At 56.8% G+C, this 18,475-nt stretch carries 18 protein-coding genes and 1 pseudogene; 7 read left to right on the forward strand and 12 right to left on the reverse strand.

The window, feature by feature from the left end; all coding sequences use genetic code 11:
• Positions 1-18: 18 nt before the first annotated feature.
• Complete coding sequence (locus BMS17_RS20990) at positions 19-489, reverse strand: DUF2271 domain-containing protein (protein ID WP_077431655.1); 471 nt, start codon at positions 487-489, stop codon at positions 19-21.
• Positions 490-581: 92 nt separating this feature from the next.
• Positions 582-905: a PepSY domain-containing protein gene (locus BMS17_RS20995; protein ID WP_077431656.1), complete on the reverse strand. Its 324-nt coding sequence runs from the start codon at positions 903-905 to the stop codon at positions 582-584.
• A gap of 132 nt (positions 906-1,037) precedes the next feature.
• On the opposite strand from BMS17_RS20995, the gene BMS17_RS21000 reads away from it, so the two are divergent.
• Positions 1,038-1,697, forward strand: a complete 660-nt coding sequence (locus BMS17_RS21000; RefSeq protein ID WP_077431657.1) for a response regulator transcription factor — start codon at positions 1,038-1,040, stop codon at positions 1,695-1,697.
• Positions 1,694-3,028 (forward strand): ATP-binding protein, encoded by a 1,335-nt coding sequence (locus tag BMS17_RS21005; RefSeq protein WP_077431658.1) that lies wholly within the window; start codon positions 1,694-1,696, stop codon positions 3,026-3,028. The genes BMS17_RS21000 and BMS17_RS21005 overlap by 4 nt, the downstream gene beginning before the upstream one ends.
• Before the next feature lie 415 nt (positions 3,029-3,443).
• On the opposite strand, the gene BMS17_RS21010 is transcribed toward BMS17_RS21005, so the two are convergent.
• The 4 genes from BMS17_RS21010 to BMS17_RS21025 form a co-directional block, all read right to left on the reverse strand.
• Positions 3,444-4,880: an IS1182 family transposase gene (locus BMS17_RS21010; RefSeq protein WP_077431659.1), complete on the reverse strand. Its 1,437-nt coding sequence runs from the start codon at positions 4,878-4,880 to the stop codon at positions 3,444-3,446.
• 246 nt (positions 4,881-5,126) lie between these two features.
• Positions 5,127-7,343 (reverse strand): DUF3604 domain-containing protein, encoded by a 2,217-nt coding sequence (locus tag BMS17_RS21015; protein WP_077431660.1) that lies wholly within the window; start codon positions 7,341-7,343, stop codon positions 5,127-5,129.
• A 39-nt stretch (positions 7,344-7,382) separates the two neighbouring features.
• A complete protein-coding gene (locus BMS17_RS21020; protein ID WP_077431661.1) occupies positions 7,383-8,384 on the reverse strand; it encodes a HupE/UreJ family protein in 1,002 nt (333 codons plus the stop codon).
• Entirely contained in the window at positions 8,384-9,292 is a 909-nt protein-coding gene (locus BMS17_RS21025; protein ID WP_077431662.1) for a peptidyl-prolyl cis-trans isomerase, read from the reverse strand. The genes BMS17_RS21020 and BMS17_RS21025 overlap by 1 nt, the downstream gene beginning before the upstream one ends.
• Positions 9,293-9,459: 167 nt before the next feature.
• Between BMS17_RS21025 and BMS17_RS21030 the strand changes: the two genes are divergently transcribed.
• Entirely contained in the window at positions 9,460-10,440 is a 981-nt protein-coding gene (locus BMS17_RS21030; protein WP_077431663.1) for an IS5 family transposase, read from the forward strand.
• 231 nt (positions 10,441-10,671) lie between these two features.
• On the forward strand, positions 10,672-11,019 hold the full coding sequence (locus BMS17_RS21035; protein ID WP_077431664.1) for a hypothetical protein: 348 nt from the start codon (positions 10,672-10,674) through the stop codon (positions 11,017-11,019).
• Between the two features lie 465 nt (positions 11,020-11,484).
• Here the strand turns inward: BMS17_RS21035 and BMS17_RS30715 are convergent.
• From BMS17_RS30715 to BMS17_RS21055, 5 genes and pseudogenes are all read right to left on the reverse strand, one after another.
• Positions 11,485-11,583: pseudogene (locus BMS17_RS30715) on the reverse strand (response regulator); the annotation flags it as partial.
• Positions 11,584-11,734: 151 nt separating this feature from the next.
• Positions 11,735-13,066: a deoxyguanosinetriphosphate triphosphohydrolase gene (locus BMS17_RS21040; RefSeq protein ID WP_046032394.1), complete on the reverse strand. Its 1,332-nt coding sequence runs from the start codon at positions 13,064-13,066 to the stop codon at positions 11,735-11,737.
• Positions 13,067-13,223: 157 nt separating this feature from the next.
• Positions 13,224-13,565, reverse strand: a complete 342-nt coding sequence (locus BMS17_RS21045) for a hypothetical protein (protein WP_046032393.1) — start codon at positions 13,563-13,565, stop codon at positions 13,224-13,226.
• On the reverse strand, positions 13,562-13,951 hold the full coding sequence (locus BMS17_RS21050; RefSeq protein WP_046032392.1) for a phage holin family protein: 390 nt from the start codon (positions 13,949-13,951) through the stop codon (positions 13,562-13,564). Before BMS17_RS21050 ends, BMS17_RS21045 begins: the two co-directional genes overlap by 4 nt.
• Before the next feature lies 1 nt (position 13,952).
• On the reverse strand, positions 13,953-14,267 hold the full coding sequence (locus BMS17_RS21055) for a YqjD family protein (protein ID WP_077431665.1): 315 nt from the start codon (positions 14,265-14,267) through the stop codon (positions 13,953-13,955).
• Between the two features lie 308 nt (positions 14,268-14,575).
• On the opposite strand from BMS17_RS21055, the gene BMS17_RS21060 reads away from it, so the two are divergent.
• Complete coding sequence (locus tag BMS17_RS21060; protein ID WP_046032390.1) at positions 14,576-15,784, forward strand: ammonium transporter; 1,209 nt, start codon at positions 14,576-14,578, stop codon at positions 15,782-15,784.
• Position 15,785: 1 nt separating this feature from the next.
• Here BMS17_RS21060 and BMS17_RS21065 read toward each other — a convergent pair whose 3' ends face one another.
• On the reverse strand, positions 15,786-17,498 hold the full coding sequence (locus BMS17_RS21065) for a monovalent cation:proton antiporter-2 (CPA2) family protein (protein ID WP_046032389.1): 1,713 nt from the start codon (positions 17,496-17,498) through the stop codon (positions 15,786-15,788).
• Positions 17,499-17,697: 199 nt separating this feature from the next.
• Here BMS17_RS21065 and BMS17_RS21070 point away from each other — a divergent pair, with 199 nt between their 5' ends.
• Together BMS17_RS21070 and BMS17_RS21075 are read left to right on the forward strand one after the other, a co-directional pair.
• Entirely contained in the window at positions 17,698-17,934 is a 237-nt protein-coding gene (locus tag BMS17_RS21070; RefSeq protein ID WP_007973483.1) for a glutaredoxin family protein, read from the forward strand.
• A 170-nt stretch (positions 17,935-18,104) separates the two neighbouring features.
• The gene (locus BMS17_RS21075) at positions 18,105-18,422 is read left to right on the forward strand and encodes a transcriptional regulator (RefSeq protein WP_046032387.1); all 318 of its coding nucleotides are present in this window, start codon (positions 18,105-18,107) and stop codon (positions 18,420-18,422) included.
• The last annotated feature ends 53 nt before the right edge of the window (positions 18,423-18,475 follow it).

Raw genomic sequence — 18,475 nt, forward strand, 5'->3', positions numbered from 1 at the left:
CTCCAGAAAGGGCAGGTGCTACAGATCGTAAGTAAAGGAGTCGACGTAGGCGCTGCCGGGTGCAGGCTTGCCTGAGCCTTTGGACGACAGGGGCACGCTGACATCGGCACGGGCGTCGCGTTTGTCCTCGACGGCACTGTCGATGCGGATCTGGTACCCGGCATCAATCAGGGTGTCTGCCAGTTCGACGCTGACTTTGAGCGTGCGCCCACTGCCGACACTGGCGCCGCTGACCCCGTCAAACTCGCTCGGGTTCATCCCGCTGCCACGGGCCCAGTCACCCAGGTGCTTGTAGTACTTGGCCTTTTTGCCGGCCACCCACAGGGTTTTCTGATATTGGCCATTGGCGTCGGTGACGTAGATCGCCAGGTAGGCGTCGTTGCCGCTGTAGTCCTTGAGCTGAGTGGTCAGGGTCACTTCACGGGCCTGGGCCAGACCCGGCAAGGCAATGGCGCTGGCGAGGCAGGTAGCTGCGATGATCTTTTTCATGAGGGTGTCCTGTTGATCGTTAGGTCGAGAGACTGGACCTGCTGGCTGACAGCAACCTGAAGCGCAGGAAAAATTCATCGACAGATGCGGCGTCATTCGGTGAGCGGGCTGCCGAGGTAATCCCTGGCATCGCCGTCGTCGCGGAAATGAATCTCAAGTGTGTGCAGGCGCAGCGAGGCCGGTGAGTAACTGGCTTCGATGGCATTGCCTTTGCGGTCCAGGCCCTTGAGCTCGTAACAACCGTCGTCGACCTTGATGCGCTGCACGCTCCAGCCGTATTGCCGCTCTACCTGCTGACGCAGGGTTTCGCGCGGTTGCCAGTCGCTCACCGGGTCGCTGCAGTCGTCACCGGCCTGGGCATAAACGCTGAGCAGCAGGCTCAACAGCGTGGCATTGGCAATAAAACCTGATTTCATGATCTGTCTCCTGCCGAGTTCGGCGTTTGTGGCATACCCTAAGGTGCATTCCTGACAACCAGCTGAATCTTCAGATTCACGTCAGGTAAGGCGATTAAGGTGCTGCACGACAACCATCACAGGAGGTGCCAGATGCGGGTCTTATTGGTCGAGGACGCTCCAGGCTTGGGGGAGGCGGTGCGCGAGCAGATTGCCGATGACGGCCACGCCGTCGATTGGGTGCAGCGCCTGGACCTCGCGCGCAACAGCGTCCGCACCACGCCTTACGACCTGATCCTGCTGGACCTGATGCTCCCGGACGGTCGCGGGCTGGATTTTTTGCGCCAGCAACGCTCGGCAGGGGACGTGACCCCGGTGATTATCCTGACCGCCCAGGATCAGATTTCCGATCGAATTGCCGGCCTCAACGCCGGCGCCGACGACTACCTGGTCAAACCGTTCGACCTGTTTGAGCTCTCGGCCCGTGTGGCGGCGGTGGCCCGGCGTTATAGCGGCAACCCCAATCCACAGATCAAACTCGGTGATTTGCAGGTCGATATGAGTGCCCGCACGGTGCTGCGGGGCGGTGCGACGGTGGACCTCACGGCGCGGGAGTGGGCGCTGTTCGAGGCGTTTGTGCAACGCCCCAGCGCGCTGCTGTCCAAGTCGCAGCTTGAAGAACGGCTGTATGCCTTCGGCGCCGAAATCGAGAGCAATACCATTGAGGTCTACATCAGCCGTCTGCGTAAAAAACTCGGGCGCGATCTGATTGAAACCGTGCGGGGCATGGGCTACCGGTTGATGTCCGAATGAAGCCGTCTTCGAGCCTGCAAATACGTCTCGGTCTTGGGTTGACTCTTGGTATGACTTTACTCTGGCTGGTGGCGACAGTCGGCGCCTGGCTGGTGGTGCAACATGAGTTGAACGAGGCATTCGACAGCGCGTTGGAAGAGACTGCACAACGCATCCTGCCCTTGGCCGTGCTGGAAATCAGCAACCGGGAAGAACCACGGACTGCGCAACACGTCGCGACCCTGAAAATGCACAACGAATACCTGACCTACCTGGTGCGCGATGCCACGGGAAAAATTCTGATGCAATCTCACGACGCCAACCCGGAGATTTTCAATCGACAACCGACTGAAGGTTTTTCCACCTCTGAAAAGTACCGCTTGTATGGCGCTAGTGCATTGCACCAGACGCTGTTCATCGAGATAGCCGAACCGCTTGGTCATCGTCGCGAAGCAGCGCGGGAGGCATTATTTGCCTTGTTGTTGCCTCTATTGGTGTTGATTCCTGTCAGCCTGTTGGGCACCTGGTTATTTGTGCGTTTCAGCCTACGCAGCGTGTTGGCTTACCGTCGTGCTATTGAAGCGCGCGGTGTGGGTGATCTGTCGCCGATCAAGGTGGTGCGCCTGCCGGCAGAAATCGACCCGTTGGCTGAGGCGGTCAATCACCTGCTGGAGCGCTTACGCAACGCCCTTGAGGCCGAGCGCAGCTTTACCGCCAACAGCGCCCATGAACTGCGCACACCATTGGCCTCGACCTTGGCGCAGATCCAGCGGTTACACCACGAAGCGCCCGAAGGTCCGTTGCGAGTGCGTGCGCAGAAGATCGAGAACGCGTTGCGCGAGCTTTCACGGCTTTCAGAAAAACTCATGCAGCTGGCCAAAGCCGAGGGCGGCGGGTTGTTGTCCGAAACGGCACAAGACCTGATTCCGTTGCTTGCCCACGGAGTGGACGAGTGGAACCAACGTAGCGGGCAGCGCATTGAGTTGCAGCTGCCAAGCCAGGCCGGCGTGTACTCGACCATTGACCCGGACGCCTTTGGCATCCTGTTGCGCAACCTGATTGAGAATGCGCTGAAGTATGGTGCAGCGGATCAACCGGTCGAAGTCAGTCTCTCCGAACAGGCACAGCTACGGGTTGTCAATAGCGGCCCGGCGGTGCCACAGTCGATATTACAGCACCTGACTGAGCGTTTTGTGCGCGGTCACAGTGAGATCAGTGGTTCAGGACTGGGCTTGGCGATTGCCAAAACCATAGTGCAGGGGGTAAACGCCAGAATGAAATTGTTCTCCCCGGCAACAGGTCGACAAGATGGGTTCGAAGTCTGCGTCTGGTTACCGCTTGCCCCATCATAAAAGACTGAGGGGCTCGCCAACGTTCTTTTATCGATGTGAATCTTGCAGCCATTACCTGGGCAGAATGGTGTTCAACGCACAGAATGCTGACGGTTTTGTTCTAAAGTATTGAGGGCGATCGAAAAATTCGCTGTCTCATGCATTTGATGACAATTTGCCTTAGTTGTAAATGTGATCGAATAGGTTCAATGCAGTGACTGCTTTTGGCTGAGCAGCCACTCACGGACGTCCACTCCCGACCGAGGCTGTGTGAAAACGCACTGAATACGTCGAAAACTATGAGTCGCGAGGGTTGCCTGTGGAATCAGCGGGCGGAAGCGCGAATTACCTTAGCCAGCGACATAGACGCTCATAATGCCGTTTGGGCCGCGTCAGCGGCCCAAACGGCTACTAACGGCTGAGCAAGCGGCTGGACTCACGCTCTGATCGCCTCAAGCAGTCCTGCGATGCCGAAGATGCTCATCATTCGTTTGAGGTTGTAGGCCAGCACATGAAGGCTCATCTCAGTGCTTACCCTCGGCAGGGTTTTGGTCAGGAAGTGGGTACTTCCCATCCAGTATTTGAGCGTTCCAAACGGATGTTCAACGGTCTGTCGGCGACGCCTCATCATCGTTGGATCATTTTCCAGCCGTACCTGCATCGCATCGACTACGGCTTCATGTTCCCAGCGCTTTACCCGGCGCTCCTTACCCGTCGTACACTGCTTCTGCATTGCGCAGGACTGGCGACCCGAGAACCAGTAACAGTGCAGTAGCATGCCGTCTTCCACCGAAGAATGCCGCCGGGTCAGTAACTGTCCCGCAGGGCATCGATACTCGTCCGACGCAATAAGATAGATGAAATCCTGCTTGCTGAATCTGCCTTCGGCTTTGCTGCCTGATGTCAGGGGTTTCGGTACGAAGGTAGTGATGCCCGCTTGCTCGCAGGCAAGAATTTCCAGACCTTTGTAGTAGCCTCGGTCGGCCACCACCGTTAGCGATTCAGCCTCGATTTCTTCACTCGCTTGGTTCGCCATATTGCTCAGTTGCCCACGATCATTTCCAACGTTGGTCACCTCATGGGCAATGATCAGATGGTGTTTGTCGTCGACAGCTGTTTGTACGTTGTAGCCGACCGTTCCGGTGCCTCGGTCGCTCGTGGCCATTGAGCGTGCATCTGGATCTGTGAGAGAGATCTGCTGGTCTGGACTTTCGTGGAGCTGCGCCTCGATTTCCTTGAGTTTCTGCATCTGCTTTTTCAGTGTTTCTATCTTTTCTTTAAGCCGCTCTGCTTTGGCCTCGGCCACTTCGGGCGTTGCCCGATCCGCCGAATCCATCGCCGCCAGATATCGATCAATACTCTGCTCGATCTGCTGCATGCGTGCCTTCACCTTGCCTTGGGTGAAGTTACGGTCGCGGTTGTTGACGGTTTTGAATTTGCTGCCGTCGATGGCGATGATCGATTGGGAGAAGAGATTGAGGTTGCGGCAAAGCACCACAAATTGCCGGCAGACGCTGCGAGTAGCCTTGCCGTTGTCCTTGCGAAAGTCGGCGATGGTTTTGAAATCTGGAGCCAAACGCCCTGTCAGCCACATCAACTCGACATTGCGCTCGGCCTCACGCTCAAGCCGGCGGCTGGACTGAATCCGATTGAGATAGCCGTAGATATAGATCTTCAGCAAGATCGCTGGGTGGTAGGCCGGACGACCCGTTGCAGCAGGATCGACACCCTCAAACCCAAGTGCACCTAGGTCAAGTTCATCGACGAAAACGTCGACCACGCGCACTGGATTTTCTTCAGCTACGTAATCGTCCAGGCACTCCGGCAGCAACGTGACTTGCGTCCGAGCCTCACCTTCAATGAATCGCTTCATGATCGCCCCCGATACGATCTCGGCGATCAGAAGGTTAGACAATTGCTGGCGTTTTCACACCGCCTGGACCCATAGCGGACCTCCATCGATGACTGCTTTCGGTAACAGTGCCCATTCAAGTATCAATGTCTGGATAAGTACATTAGGGCCGATTCGCGAACAGCTTTCTTACTGAGCTACGGCAATATCTGTCCGCGTCAATCTGCCAGTACCGATGTATGCGGAACATCGGTACTGGCTTCGGCGCTACTTGACCTCCTCAACCTCATAATTCACATAGCCGAACTCGTTGCTGCGAGCCGCCATGTATTTGCCGTTTTGTTCGAGTATTGTGGCCTCGAAGGGGGAGCCGCCGAGTGTTGTCACTAGATGCCCGTCCTTGATTTCATATTTGGCCGGCACGCCAAACTGGCCGCCATGCAGCATGTTCAGATATTCCCCTTGCGTAGGTGGCTTGCCATCGACGCTGGTCACCAGGCGTTGGCCTTCGGTGCCATAGACGATCTCGAACGTCTGGCCGGTGACGGTATTGCGCACCTTGATGGTTTTGCCCACCACGTAGGCTTGCAGCTGCTCGTTAGTGAGCGCTTTGGCGCCTTCGGTTTTCAGCTGGTCGATGGTTTTGCCAGCAGCGACAAGCTTGCTGTCCTCAACGGTCGGCGTGTACCAGATCGGCGAAGTCCACGCACGTTCCTGGACGGTGGCCGAGACATCGGCCGGCGGCGGCACTTGCAACTTGGCCGCGTCATAGGTGCTCCAGCGCGGGGTCGGAATCTGTAGCACGCGGGCGTAGTAGAACGCGTGCAGGGCCGGATCGAAATCCGGATCGACCCAGACTTTTTTCAGCTCGGTGGCACCAATGGTATTGGTGTAAGTTGCCTTGGAAACATCGACTGTGGAGCCCACCGGTGGGATTTTGCCGGTGGCCTGGTCCAGTTGGCGATCACCGGACCAGGCGACATCGTAGATTTTCTCGAAGGTCTGGCCGTTTTGGGTCCAGCCCTTGATGATCTGGATTCGGTCGAGGTTGCCATCGTCGGCATCCTTGACCGCCCACACCACGAAGGATGGCGCCTGTTTACCCTGTTTTGCCGGCAAGTCGCCACCCATGGGAACGCCCTTGGCGTAGGCAGCATGCACCCAGTCTTTTTCATTCCACACACTGCTGTCGAAACCCCAGCCACCAAACATGCGCACGGGGATGCGCACGCCGCTGGTGCCATAGACTTCTTTGCGCTTCATGGCATCGAAGATCGATTCACGGGTGTTCTCTTCGGCCCAGACACCGGCCAAACCGGAGGTGCTGGTTTGCAAGGCAATCATCCCCGAGTTCTGTTTGCCGGAAAGACGCGCCGCCGGGGTGCTGTCGGTAAAACCGTGGGAGCCGAAGTTGTAGCTCTGCGAATAAGGAATCACCCCGTTGTGCGAGTCGCTGGCGCCGACCACGCCCATTTTGTAAGGGTTGTATCCACGAGCTTGCTGCAAAGCCATGCCGTTTTGCCAGGCTTGCCTGATGTAACTGCCATTGAGTTTCGACGTGCTGTTGTCGATGCCGAGCAGGAAATTCATGATTTCATAATTGGCAAATTCGTCTGTCGGCGACAGTTCGGGGTGGGTTTCCGAGGTGCCCTTTACCTGGTGAATTTCGGTGAGGGATTCATTGCGCATCCGCGACTCGGCCCAGGCAGCATCGATGGGGCGGCCACGGTCATCTACGTCCACCGGAAACATCAGGCCGTTGCTGAGGTTGGCATTGTGGGAGATCGCCAGCACCTCGTTGCCTTTTTTGCGTTGGTCGTCCATCCAGCCCCACAAATCCTCCGGTTTGTCCGAATCGAGGGCCGTGAAGGGCAGGTCCGGCACCTTCTTCGAGTCGCGGAAAAACACATTGCGGTGCATGTTTTGATTGTTGGGGGCTGAGGTCCATTCATAGGCGACAAACGTGGTGAACTTGCCGGGTTTGTAGTACTTGTCGGCGATGGCGATGTTCTGCTGCCAGATATTGCCGGCAACCTTCGGATCAATCAGCTCCTTGATCGGGTGGCTCAAGCTGCCGGCGATCCATTTGAACACCCGGTTGAAATCTTCCGGGGTTTTGACAATCAGCTTTTGTGCGATGGGCAGCTTGCTGAAGTCTGACTTCGGATCGTTGGCCAGGGCGATCACGCCCACGTATTCCGAGTGGTCGGTCACGCCATGGAAATCCAGCGGGCGACCCTTGAGTTGCACTTCAAATCCCATTGGATGCTTGATCGGCATCCCAAGTGAGTATTGGTACGTCTGCTCGGGATCGACCTGGTGGTTGCCGATCAGGTAGGCATCAATCGACCAGGAGCTGTGCGAGTGCGTCTGGCCAAAGTAAACCTCGCGATCCGGGTTGCCCTCTGCCAATGCCAGCACGCTGACAATTAACACTGCGCAACCGAGCAGTGTTGGCGCGGTGAAGTGTGTAGGGGTTTTCATATTCCACGTCTCCGGAATACGGCAATGACAGGGGGCAACTCAGGACAAGAAACTCGAGACTCTTTCGAAAAACCAGAAGGCAGCCAGCGTACCCAACCCGTAAGAAGCAATCGGTCGGGCATACAGGATTGCAGGCTGTGGCAGTCGACAACGCAGCAGCAGCAGTGCGCGCAGGCCCAACACGACGGCGACGAACAGCAGTTGGCCGATCTCGACGCCGACATTGAAGGTGAACAGCGCCAGCGGCAGGTCGCGCTGCGGCAATCCGATTTGCGCCAGCGCACCGGCAAAACCGAAGCCATGCAACAAGCCAAAACAGAACGCCACCACCCATGGCCACTGGAGGGTGAAACCGGTTTTGTCACGGTTCTTGCGGGCGATTTCCACTGCCAGCAACAGAATGCTTAGCGCAATCGTCGCTTCCACAGGTGGGCCGGGCAGCCGCACCGCACCCAGTGTAGCGAGTGCCAGAGTGATGGAATGGGCGAGGGTGAATGCGGTGATGGTCTTCACCAGCATCCAGCCATTACCCACCAGCAGCAGGAGCCCGAAGACGAACAGCAGGTGATCGAAGCCCCCCAGGATGTGTTGGATGCCATGAACCAGAAACGCACCGGCCACCGAGAACGTTCCGGGCGCGGCAGCGATCTCTATCCAGGGTTGCGCAGGGTGGATCAGAGTGGTCGTCAGGCTGCCGTCCAGGCGCGAGACACGCACCAGCACATCGGTGATGCTCGCTTGCAGACCGATGAATTCAATACGTTGCCCGACCAGTCCTGCGGGACCGGCATCAATGACTCGACGCTCGAGCAGTGAGTCGTTCAGTTCGCTTTCCACGGGCTCTACGACCGTGTGCACACCGTCGGAAAACCGAAGCGCAACCGGCAATCGCATGCCTGAAAGCACAGGCGTGCGCCACAGTATGTCAAAGCGCCCGGCGGCCGTTTCGCTGAGTTCCAGGTAAGCGGGGCGCGACTCATGGGCCATGGCCGTCAGCCCCACGAACCAGAGCACTAACAGCAGCCATACCGTGCACCTCATCACGGCCGCTCCTTGTGTGTGGCGGCAATCGCACCGGCGGAGGCAGGTATCATCACCACGACCTCATAGCGTGCTTTCAATGCATCGAAATTCGCGCGTTTCGATGCGCTGCGTTGTTCGGACAACCAATCGGACTTGACCTGCAGGGCCACGGCTTCGAAGGGCGGGGGAGGTGATTTGGCCAGCGCATCAATCCACACCAGGTGCCAGCCAAAACCCGACTCCACGGGCCCCACCCAGCTACCTGGCGTTTGCTTGAACAATGAAATGGCGAACGTTGAACCAAAGACTCGCGCCACCTGATCCTGGGATTGTTCTGTGTAGGCGTTTTTAAACATAAACGCATCGCCTTCACCACTGTTCTTGTCAGACAGCCCTCTGAGTGCGGACTGGGCCTGCGCTTGCGCATCCGCACCCCGTTTGTCCAAGGCGAAAAACAAATGATGGAAAGTCAAAAGTGGCGGCGGGGCATATTGGTCCTGATGATGGTTGTACCAGGCCTCAAGTACACCGGGTGCCGGCTCGCGAAGTGACGCCACATCTTCGGCAAGGAAATCCATTTTTTGCGCCAGTCGGCGGCGAATAATAGTGTCGTCTTTATCCAGGCCAAGTTTCAGTGCTTCGCGATAGAGGATTTCCTCTTTCACATATTCATCAATCAGTCCCTGCAACTGTTGTTCCGATGCGGGCCGTTGCCATCGCGCCAGCCAGGAAATCGCGATCCGCTGAACAACTTCTTGGGTGATTTCAATGCGTTGCGGATCTTGATCAAGGGTTGATCGGTGTAAACCGCCGTACAGCACAAAGAGTGCAAAACCGGCGATTAGAAAGTGCAATAACGGTTGGCGAATGCATCGTTTGATTAACGAAAGTCGAGATTCTTTCGCTTCGCAGACGCTTAAGTTCATGACTTAGTGCCCCACGCTATACTGCGAATAGTTTTCGCGGTCGAGTGGAGTATGGCTGCTGTACCGGAACTTTCCACCAAGGCTAATCACGATAAGCACTAAGGAAACTCTGAAGAAGACTTCCTGATTTTGGCAAAATACCAGGACTCCACCCGCCGAGTTTTCCGATGAAACAGATGACCTTCGCTGACGCCGAGTACGCAGGCAAGCGTAAGCAGACCCGCAAAGAGTTGTTCTTGATCGAGATGGATCAGGTGGTGCCGTGGAACGGCTTGATCAAACTGATCGAGCCGTTCTACCCGAAGGGTGAAGGCGGTCGTCCGGCTTATCCGTTGATGACGATGCTGCGTGTACATTTGATGCAGAGCTGGTTCGGTTACAGCGATCCAGCGATGGTGGAAGCGCTGTACGAGACCACCATCCTGCGGCAGTTCGCCGGGCTGAATCTGGAGCGTATTCCCGACGAAACCACCATCCTCAACTTCCGCCGACTGCTGGAGAAACACGAGCTAGCTGCCGGCATCCTGGCCGTGATCAATGGCTATCTGGGTGACCGAGGGTTGTCGTTGCGCCAAGGCACCATTGTCGATGCCACGCTGATCAATGCGCCCAGCTCGACCAAGAACAAGGACGGTAAACGCGATCCAGAAATGCACCAAACCAAGAAGGGCAACCAGTACTATTTCGGCATGAAAGCGCACATCGGTGTGGATGACGAGTCAGGTCTGGTGCACAGCGTGGTGGGCACAGCCGCCAACGTGGCGGATGTCACTCAGGTCGACAAACTGCTGCACGGTGCGGAGAACGTGGTCTGCGCCGATGCCGGTTATACCGGCGTCGAGAAACGTACCGAGCATGATGGGCGCGAGGTGATCTGGCAGATCGCGGCACGCCGCAGTACTTACAAGAAGCTGGGTAAGCGTAGCGCTCTATACAAAGCCAAGCGCAAGATCGAGAAGGCCAAGGCCCAGGCGCGCGCCAAAGTCGAGCACCCGTTTCGGGTGGTCAAGCGCCAGTTCGGTTTTGTGAAAACGCGCTTCCGTGGCTTGGCCAAAAACACCGCGCAACTGGTGACGCTATTCGCGCTGTCGAATCTGTGGATGGCACGCCGACATTTACTGAACAGTACAGGAGAGGTGCGCCAGTAATGTGGGAAATGACCGTTGCGAGGTGCTCGCGGCGGCTAAAAGCTCAGAAATAAGCGGATGATCTGATCGTTTTGGTCGATTCGCCGTTTTCAAAATTAGCGGAGGCTGAAGTCAGCCAGAAAAGCGTGACTACTTCAGACCATCCCTAAGGCTTAGTAGTAATCGGATTAACCAATTCCCCATGGCTGTCCAGTCTTGCACCTATACAGCCCGGGACGGAGCGCCCATGTCATGAAAGGACTGCTTGTTTTCGCCGCGATCATCGAGGCCGCCACTGGCATGTCGCTGATACTTGTCCCGTCGCTGGTCGGGCAACTTCTGTTTGGCTTCGAACTGACGGGCGTCATCGTCCCCTTGGCCGGCATTGCCCTCATCGCATTGGCCGTCGCCTGCTGGCCCGGACCCGCAATACTCGGGATGTTGACCTATAACGCTGGCACTACGCTTTATCTCGCCTACATTGGCATCTCGGGGGGATCGAGTGGGGTTGTATTATGGCCAGTGGTCGTATTGCACGGGATCATGACGGTACTTTTGATTCGAGCAATGACAAGCCAGACGGGGAGCTCACAGACGTAGTCAACGCCTGGCTAGTAGGCGTTTTCAGGCGCCGGCAAATCCTGCGGTTTAAGGGGCACGCTCATCTACTCTTTGTAGGTTGCAGTACTCCTGATGATTCGAAGTCGGGGCAACAGTTCAACGACTGCTTTTTGCCGATTGTTGCCTGTCGCGACCGGGAAAACCAACCCAAAGTAGTCGGTAAGGGTGGGACGAATTACGATCTGTAGAGCGACGAACTTTTATGGTCCCTTCCTGTAAACAGTTTGGCAGGCCTAGTCGACTAGGGAAGCAATCATCGTTTCCTACTAGCGCCTCGTGCGTAAGCTGCTTCGTCGAAATGATGAAGATACGCAGAGGCTACTTGAACGTTCCTAAGCTCTAAAAATATTATTCATTTTTTGAATTTATTTCCATTTATGTTCAGATTTACTGAGTTGGTTCTCATTTTTAATGAATTCGTTCTCATTTCTGGTGAACTTTGACGCCATAACTCTCTAGCAGGCATTGGGTCGCTTTGAGCTGAAAGGGATGATCTTCCACCAGCAAGATGCGCCAATCGTGTTTGAACCTGACATTTTTCATGCTTCATGTGTCGAGCAGAGTGGACGGTGATTATTGCGCCAGCAGGGCAGGCAGTCGATCAGCCAGCGCTGCGCACGATGTAGGGCGATTCTGTTTGCGAGTGAACATCAACCAGCTCTTCAGGCAATCTGAACAGCTGGTCGAGGGGGATTCACCCGCGGCTTGAACGACCGGTCATTTCCAGGGCCATTTCACTGGCGTAGCTGTCGGTCATACCGGCGATGAAGTCGATCATGCGCAAGAAAGACGTATGCAAAGGCCCGCGAGGATCGGGTGCATTGTTCCCCAATAGATCAAGGATGCGACGACTTTTGAACGAGGGCGTTCGACCGTTGTGTTGTTCCAGCGCCGCTCCGCAAAACGCGTTCAGAAGAATTTCAAGCGTGGTGTAGGCGCCGATTTCGTGCAGCGTCTTGCGTTTGTCCTGGAAAATCTTTTTTCTGGCCATGTCTTTGGCATTCAAGACGCAACGCTTGGCCGGGCCATGCATGTGCTCCACCAGATCACCGGGCAGTGTGCCGGCCAACAGGGCGTCCTGTTGTTCGACGAAGGCGCGCGCCGCAGCATTGGTCAAGTGTTCGATGGCTTTGCCCCGCAGGATGGCCAGTTTGCGACGCCGCGAATCCAGTGGACCGAGTTGGCGATAGGTTTCCGGAAGGTCGTCGCCCACAAGGTTGAGTAGCAAAGACTCGACTTCGGCGTATTCCAGCAACTCCATTTCCAGACCGTCTTCCAGGTCGATCAGCGCGTAGCAGATGTCATCGGCGGCTTCCATCAGGTACACCAATGGATGGCGCGCCCAGCGCTGCTCTTCCAGTTGTGGCAGGCCGAGTTTGTGAGCGATCTGCTCCAGCAACGGCAGTTCGCTCTGATAACAGCCGAACTTGTGCTTTTTGTAACCCAGTGAGTCCGCGTGCTTCGCCGTCCAGGGATATTTCAGGTACGTACCCAGCGTGGCATACGTCAGCCGCGTACCACCGTCGAACTGATGGTACTCAAGCTGAGTGAGCACCCGGAAGCCTTGGGCGTTGCCTTCGAAATTGAGGAAATCGTTGCGTTCGACTTCGCTCATGGCATCCAGCCAACCACGACCTGCGGCCTGCTGGAACCAGTGTCGGATGGCGTCTTCGCCGGAGTGGCCGAAGGGTGGGTTGCCAATGTCATGGGCCAGGCAGGCCGATTGCACCACCATTCCCAGATCGCTCGGGTCGCACCAGTCGGGCAGGGCGTCGCGAATGGTTTCGCCCACACGCATGCCCAGTGAGCGGCCGACGCAGCTGACTTCCAGTGAGTGGGTCAGGCGCGTATGGATATGATCGTTGCTGGTGACCGGATGGACTTGGGTCTTGCGTCCAAGCCTGCGAAAAGCGCCTGAGAAAATAATGCGGTCATGGTCTTTATGGAAAGGGCTGCGGCCGAGTTCTTCCGGGCTGTGCAGAGGTTTTCCGAGGCGTTCGCGGGTAAGCAGGGTTTGCCAATCCAAGGCGGGTCTCTCCGTCAGGTGACTGAGCCCTTAGCTTCCGGGTTCGCGCCGGTGCCTGCAAGTGGAACTGGCGCCCGGCGGCGTCGATGTCGATGGACACACAGGATCGAACCTCTCGATAAAGAGGTTCGTCCCGCGGGTGTTGCAAGCATGCCATTCAGTCTTTACGCGAATTGCTTTGCAGGACCAGTTTGATCAAGGGTGCCAGGCTGGTGCCCAGCCGTACCAGGCGAGTCAGGCTGCTGACGCCACCGCGTCTGGCGCCTTTGCCGGTCAGGAAGCCCAGCAAAGTGACAGCCGCCACGCCCCAGAGCGGAGCATGCTTGATGCCAAAATTCTCCTGCAGGTTTTGCGTCATCCCGCGCATCCGCTGCAAGGGCAGCAGCAGTTCCCTGGATTCATGGCGAATTTCCTGACGGTGCATTTCCATGCGCAGGCGAATCAACGCCTTGCGCATTTCCGCGCGCGAGCTGTTATGAGGCAGTTCAGGCAGGCTCATGGCAGCAGACGCTCCCGATCGTTGGCCAATTCTTGCAGGGTGCCATGGAAAGGCGAGGACTCATCGAAGACCGCTGCTTTCAAACGCAGCCCACAGAATATGGCGGCCAAGGTATAGAACACGCAGAGCCCGATGATGGCGGCCAGGCGATAAGTGTCCCAGAACACGATCAACACCAGTGTCGACAACCCCACCAGCAGCAGTAATGCAAAGACCAGCGCCAGGCCCGCAAACAGCAGCAGGCTTACGGTGCGCGCTTTTTGTTCCTGCAACTCGATGCCGAACAGTTCGACATGGCTGTGCAACAGTCCAAGAAAAGCGGCGCCCAGGCGTCGTGATGTAGCGCTTGTGCCCGTCGCAGACGAGCTGGATTCGCCGATAGACATATCAGCGCCGAGAAGCCAGCAGGCCAATCAGGAAGCCCACCCCGGCGGCGATCCCGACCGATTGCCATGGGTTGGCCTGAACATAATCCTCGGTCGCGGTGACCGCTGCCTGGCCGCGCTCTTTCAATGAGTCTTCGGTCAACTTCAAGGTTTCCCGGGCACGCAACAGGCTGTCGTGGATCTGGTTACGCAGCTCATCAGCCTGATCGCCAGCCAGGGTGGCGGTGTGTTCCAGCAACCGTTCGGTGTCGCTGACCAGAGTCTGAAAATCGTTCATCAGGATTTCTTGAGCAGTCTTTGCCTTGATGCTGGCCATGGGTGGATCTCCGTCTGTGGCTTCTGATGGGTTCGAGTATGAGCCTTGCGCGAAGGTTCATTACAAATGACTGGTACAACTTTTGCTGTGTCGTGGTGCGTTTGCCGGTGCTGATGCGCTGTTGCCGGGCATGATTTCAGTAATGCCCTGACGCAAACAATCAAAACTCGCGCGAGGGTGACGCTTCTATGCGCCAAAACGGTTCGCAGGGATCAGTGATTCGATCCAGGTGAGCCGCAAACTGGTGCATCGTTTGCTTGCGCGAACTGCTTTGGTGCTTTTTTCAGCCTTAAGGTCTGCCAAACTCCATGGAAAATCTGCAAAGCGCGGTGGACAGTCTGGTCCACAGCTCCAATACATTGTTCATCCTTATCGGCGCAGTCATGGTGTTGGCCATGCACGCCGGTTTCGCCTTTCTTGAGGTTGGCACGGTTCGGCAAAAGAACCAGGTCAACGCCTTGTCGAAGATTCTCAGCGACTTCGCCATTTCGACCCTAGCCTACTTCTTTATAGGCTATTGGATTTCCTATGGCGTTACCTTCCTGCAACCGGCAGCGGTGATCAACGCCGACCATGGTTACGCACTGGTGAAATTCTTCTTTTTGCTGACCTTCGCCGCGGCGATTCCGGCGATCATTTCCGGCGGCATCGCCGAGCGCGCCAGGTTTGTCCCGCAGTTGTGTGCGACAGCGCTGATCGTGGCGTTCATCTACCCCTTCTTTGAAGGCATGATCTGGAATGGCAATTTTGGTTTGCAAGCCTGGTTGCTGGTCCATGTGGGGGCCAGCTTCCATGATTTTGCAGGTTCTGTAGTGGTTCACGCCATGGGCGGCTGGCTGGCGCTCGCGGCGGTGTTGTTGCTCGGGCCAAGACAGGGGCGCTATCGCGACGGTCGTCTGGTGGCGTTTGCGCCGTCGAGCATTCCATTTCTTGCGTTGGGTTCGTGGATCCTGATTGTCGGCTGGTTTGGCTTCAACGTCATGAGCGCTCAGACGCTGCAAGGCGTGAGCGGACTGGTGGCGGTGAATTCGTTGATGGCCATGGTCGGCGGAACCATGGCGGCGCTGATTGTCGGACGCAATGACCCTGGCTTCCTGCATAACGGCCCATTGGCCGGTCTGGTGGCCATTTGCGCTGGCTCCGACCTGATGCACCCGGTGGGTGCGCTGGTGACGGGGGGCATCGCGGGCGCGCTGTTTGTCTGGTGTTTTACCGCGGCGCAGGGCAAATGGCACATCGACGATGTGCTGGGGGTTTGGCCGTTGCACGGTCTGTGTGGTGCGTGGGGTGGCATCGCATGCGGCATTTTTGGTCAGACCGCGCTGGGCGGTTTGGGTGGGGTGAGCCTGATCAGCCAGTTGATCGGCACCTCTTTGGGTGTGGTCGTGGCGCTGGCCGGTGGCTTTGCCGTGTATGGGACGATCAAGGCGTTTCACGGGCTGCGCTTGAGCCAGGAAGAAGAGTATTACGGCGCGGATTTGTCGGTGCACAAGATTGGCGCCGTCAGTCAGGACTGAATCAGTTCTCTTCATCTACAGCCCCGGGATAGAAACCGTGGAGCATCCGGTAGCGATCGTGCCGTATCTGATCGACTCGTTCCTGTACCTGATGGGCGGGTAGCCCCAGCATGATCAGCGCATGGGAGGCGAGCATCAGGCTGGACTCCAGCAATTCGGGCACGACTTCGTTGGCGCCGGCCTCTTTCAATTCGGCCAGCTGACTGTCGTCCCGGGTGCGGACCAGAATCGGCACACTTGAATTGAGCCGGCGTGCCTCCTTGAGGATCTCCAGCGCGATTTCAGCCTGGTCCACGGCGATCACCAGCAGTTTGGCGCGCGCCAACCCGACGGCCTCCAGCAGTTCGCCGCGTCGGGAGTCTCCGTAATGTACGCAGCTTTCACTGACGGCCGCTTCTTCGATCCGTACTGAATCGTGGTCCAGCGCAATGTAAGGTTGTTGCTGTTGGCGCAGGCAGCGACCGATGGACTGACCAACGCGACCGTAACCACAAATGACGACATGCTTGTCCAGCTCTGCGTTCAAGGCGCTGATTTCTTCAAGTTTTGCTTCCCTGTTGGACTTGCGGTGCAGGCGCTTGGCAATAGTCGGGGCCGCACGTAGCATCAATGGCGTGACCAGCATCGAACAGAAGGTGGCGGCCAGCAGCAGGCCGCTAAGTTGTGCGGGAATCAGATCGTTTTGTTGCATTTGCGCCATCAGTGCAAAGCAGAACTCACCCCCCTGGGCCAGTGCCATGCCGCTGCGCCAGGCGGTTTCGCCATCGCTGCCACGCCATTTGACCAACAGCGCCACCACGGTGCCCTTGATCAGCAGTAACCCCAGTGTCATAGCGAGGATCAGCGGGGCGTGACTGGCAAACAAATTCAAGTCGATGAGCATGCCAATGCTGACGAAGAACACCCCGAGCAGAATGTCGCGAAACGGACGGATATCCGCCTCGACCTGGTGTCGGTAATGACTTTCACCTAACAGCATGCCAGCGAGAAACGCGCCCAAGGCCGGGGAAAGGCCCAGCAAGTGAGTCAGCCAGGCGGTCAGCAGAACAATGACCAGCGCCAGCAGTACGAACAGTTCGGGAGAACGGGCAGCAGCGACTTCGTGGAACAACCGTGGCAGCAGCCAGCGACTGACCAGCATCAGACCACCAAACAACACCACGGTTTTTACCAGTGTCAGGGGCAGCGCCCAGTACCAGGCTTGATCGCTGCTGCCGGCGAACACGGGCACCAGGGTCAGCAGCAAGACGGCCACAACGTCCTGGAACAGCAGTACCGCGATGGCATTCTGGCCATGACTGCTGAAAATTTCGCCGAGGCTGCTCAACTCCTTGCTGACAATGGCGGTGGACGACAGCGACAGTCCCGCGCCCAGTAATAAAGCAGGTGTGGTCGGCATCCCGAACATTATCAACAAAACACCCAGCAAGAGTCCGCTGACCAGCACTTGCAAACTGCCAAGACCAAACACCACACGGCGTAATGCGATCATTTTCGTCAAGGAAAACTCGAGACCGAGCGAGAACAGCAGGAACACCACACCGAGCTCGGCAAGGTATGGCAACCCTTCGCTTTCATTCACCCAGTCGAAGGCGGTCGGACCAATCATCAACCCAACGCACAGATAGCCCAGAACCGGTGGCAATCGCAGGCGCTGGAACAGCGCGATGACCACCAGAGAGGAAACGAGGATTATCAAGAGATTGGCAAACACGAATAACTCCGCTGATAGACACTGGCTACTCAAGCGTAGAAGCAAAAAAAACCAGCATCGCTTAAATGGCACCGATCACGAGTGATATGCGTCAAACCGTCGTCATTACGGTTCATGTTCCAGAGCAGAGGAATCAACGGCTCGACGGTTTTTCAGGGCAGGCCTAGAATAGACACTTAATTTTTTCGGTTGAGCGCACATGCTTCCTGAATGTCAGCTGTTCGGCACTCTTGGGTGCCACCTCTGTGAAGTCGCCGAAGCCATGCTGATGGAGTTTGTCGAACGTGGCCTGTTGGTCGAGCTGGTCGATATTGCTGACGACGAAACCTGGTTCGCCGCCTACAGCCTGCGCATTCCGGTGTTGCGACGAGTCGATACCGGCGCTGAATTGGGGTGGCCATTCAGTGCCGATGAGGTAGTGGCGTTCTTGCGTTAAGCGTTTTTTGTGTGGTCGGCGGTCCCGCCCGTCGAACTTTGCGATTGATCCCCTTGGCTTAATCGATACTCTTCGGATACTGTATGCGCATACAGCTATTCGTAATACTGCCATTCCATCCCGGGTTTTCGGGGATGGGCAGGCGGTTCGGGGTATGAGAGGGATAAATCGTGGTCAATGTCGAACAACTGAAAAACAGCGTGAACCGGATGTCGGTCGATGTTGTGCGCGAGGCCGTCCTCGAATTGCGTCTGGACGGTCTGGTGACGGAAGGCAAAACGCCCTTCAATAAAGTGCATTTCAATACCTGTTTTGCCGAAATCGAGGCGTTGTTCCAGCGTGCGGGTTACCACCGGCAGCTGGATGTCGTGGGCTATCAGGGGTTGTTGTACGCGCTTTACGATCCTGCTCGCTGGGAAGCCGTCGATGTATTGCGCTGGCTCAAGGAGTTCACCGAAGCGGCGGCGCGCGCACAAATTCCAGCATGAGGATTCTCTGCTAGGTTCGACTCGGCTGCTGTTGGATAATGCCGGCTTGTATC

Origin of the sequence: Pseudomonas sp. C9 (genome assembly GCF_002000165.1) — a bacterium.
In the GTDB taxonomy this organism is placed as follows: Bacteria; Pseudomonadota; Gammaproteobacteria; order Pseudomonadales; family Pseudomonadaceae; genus Aquipseudomonas.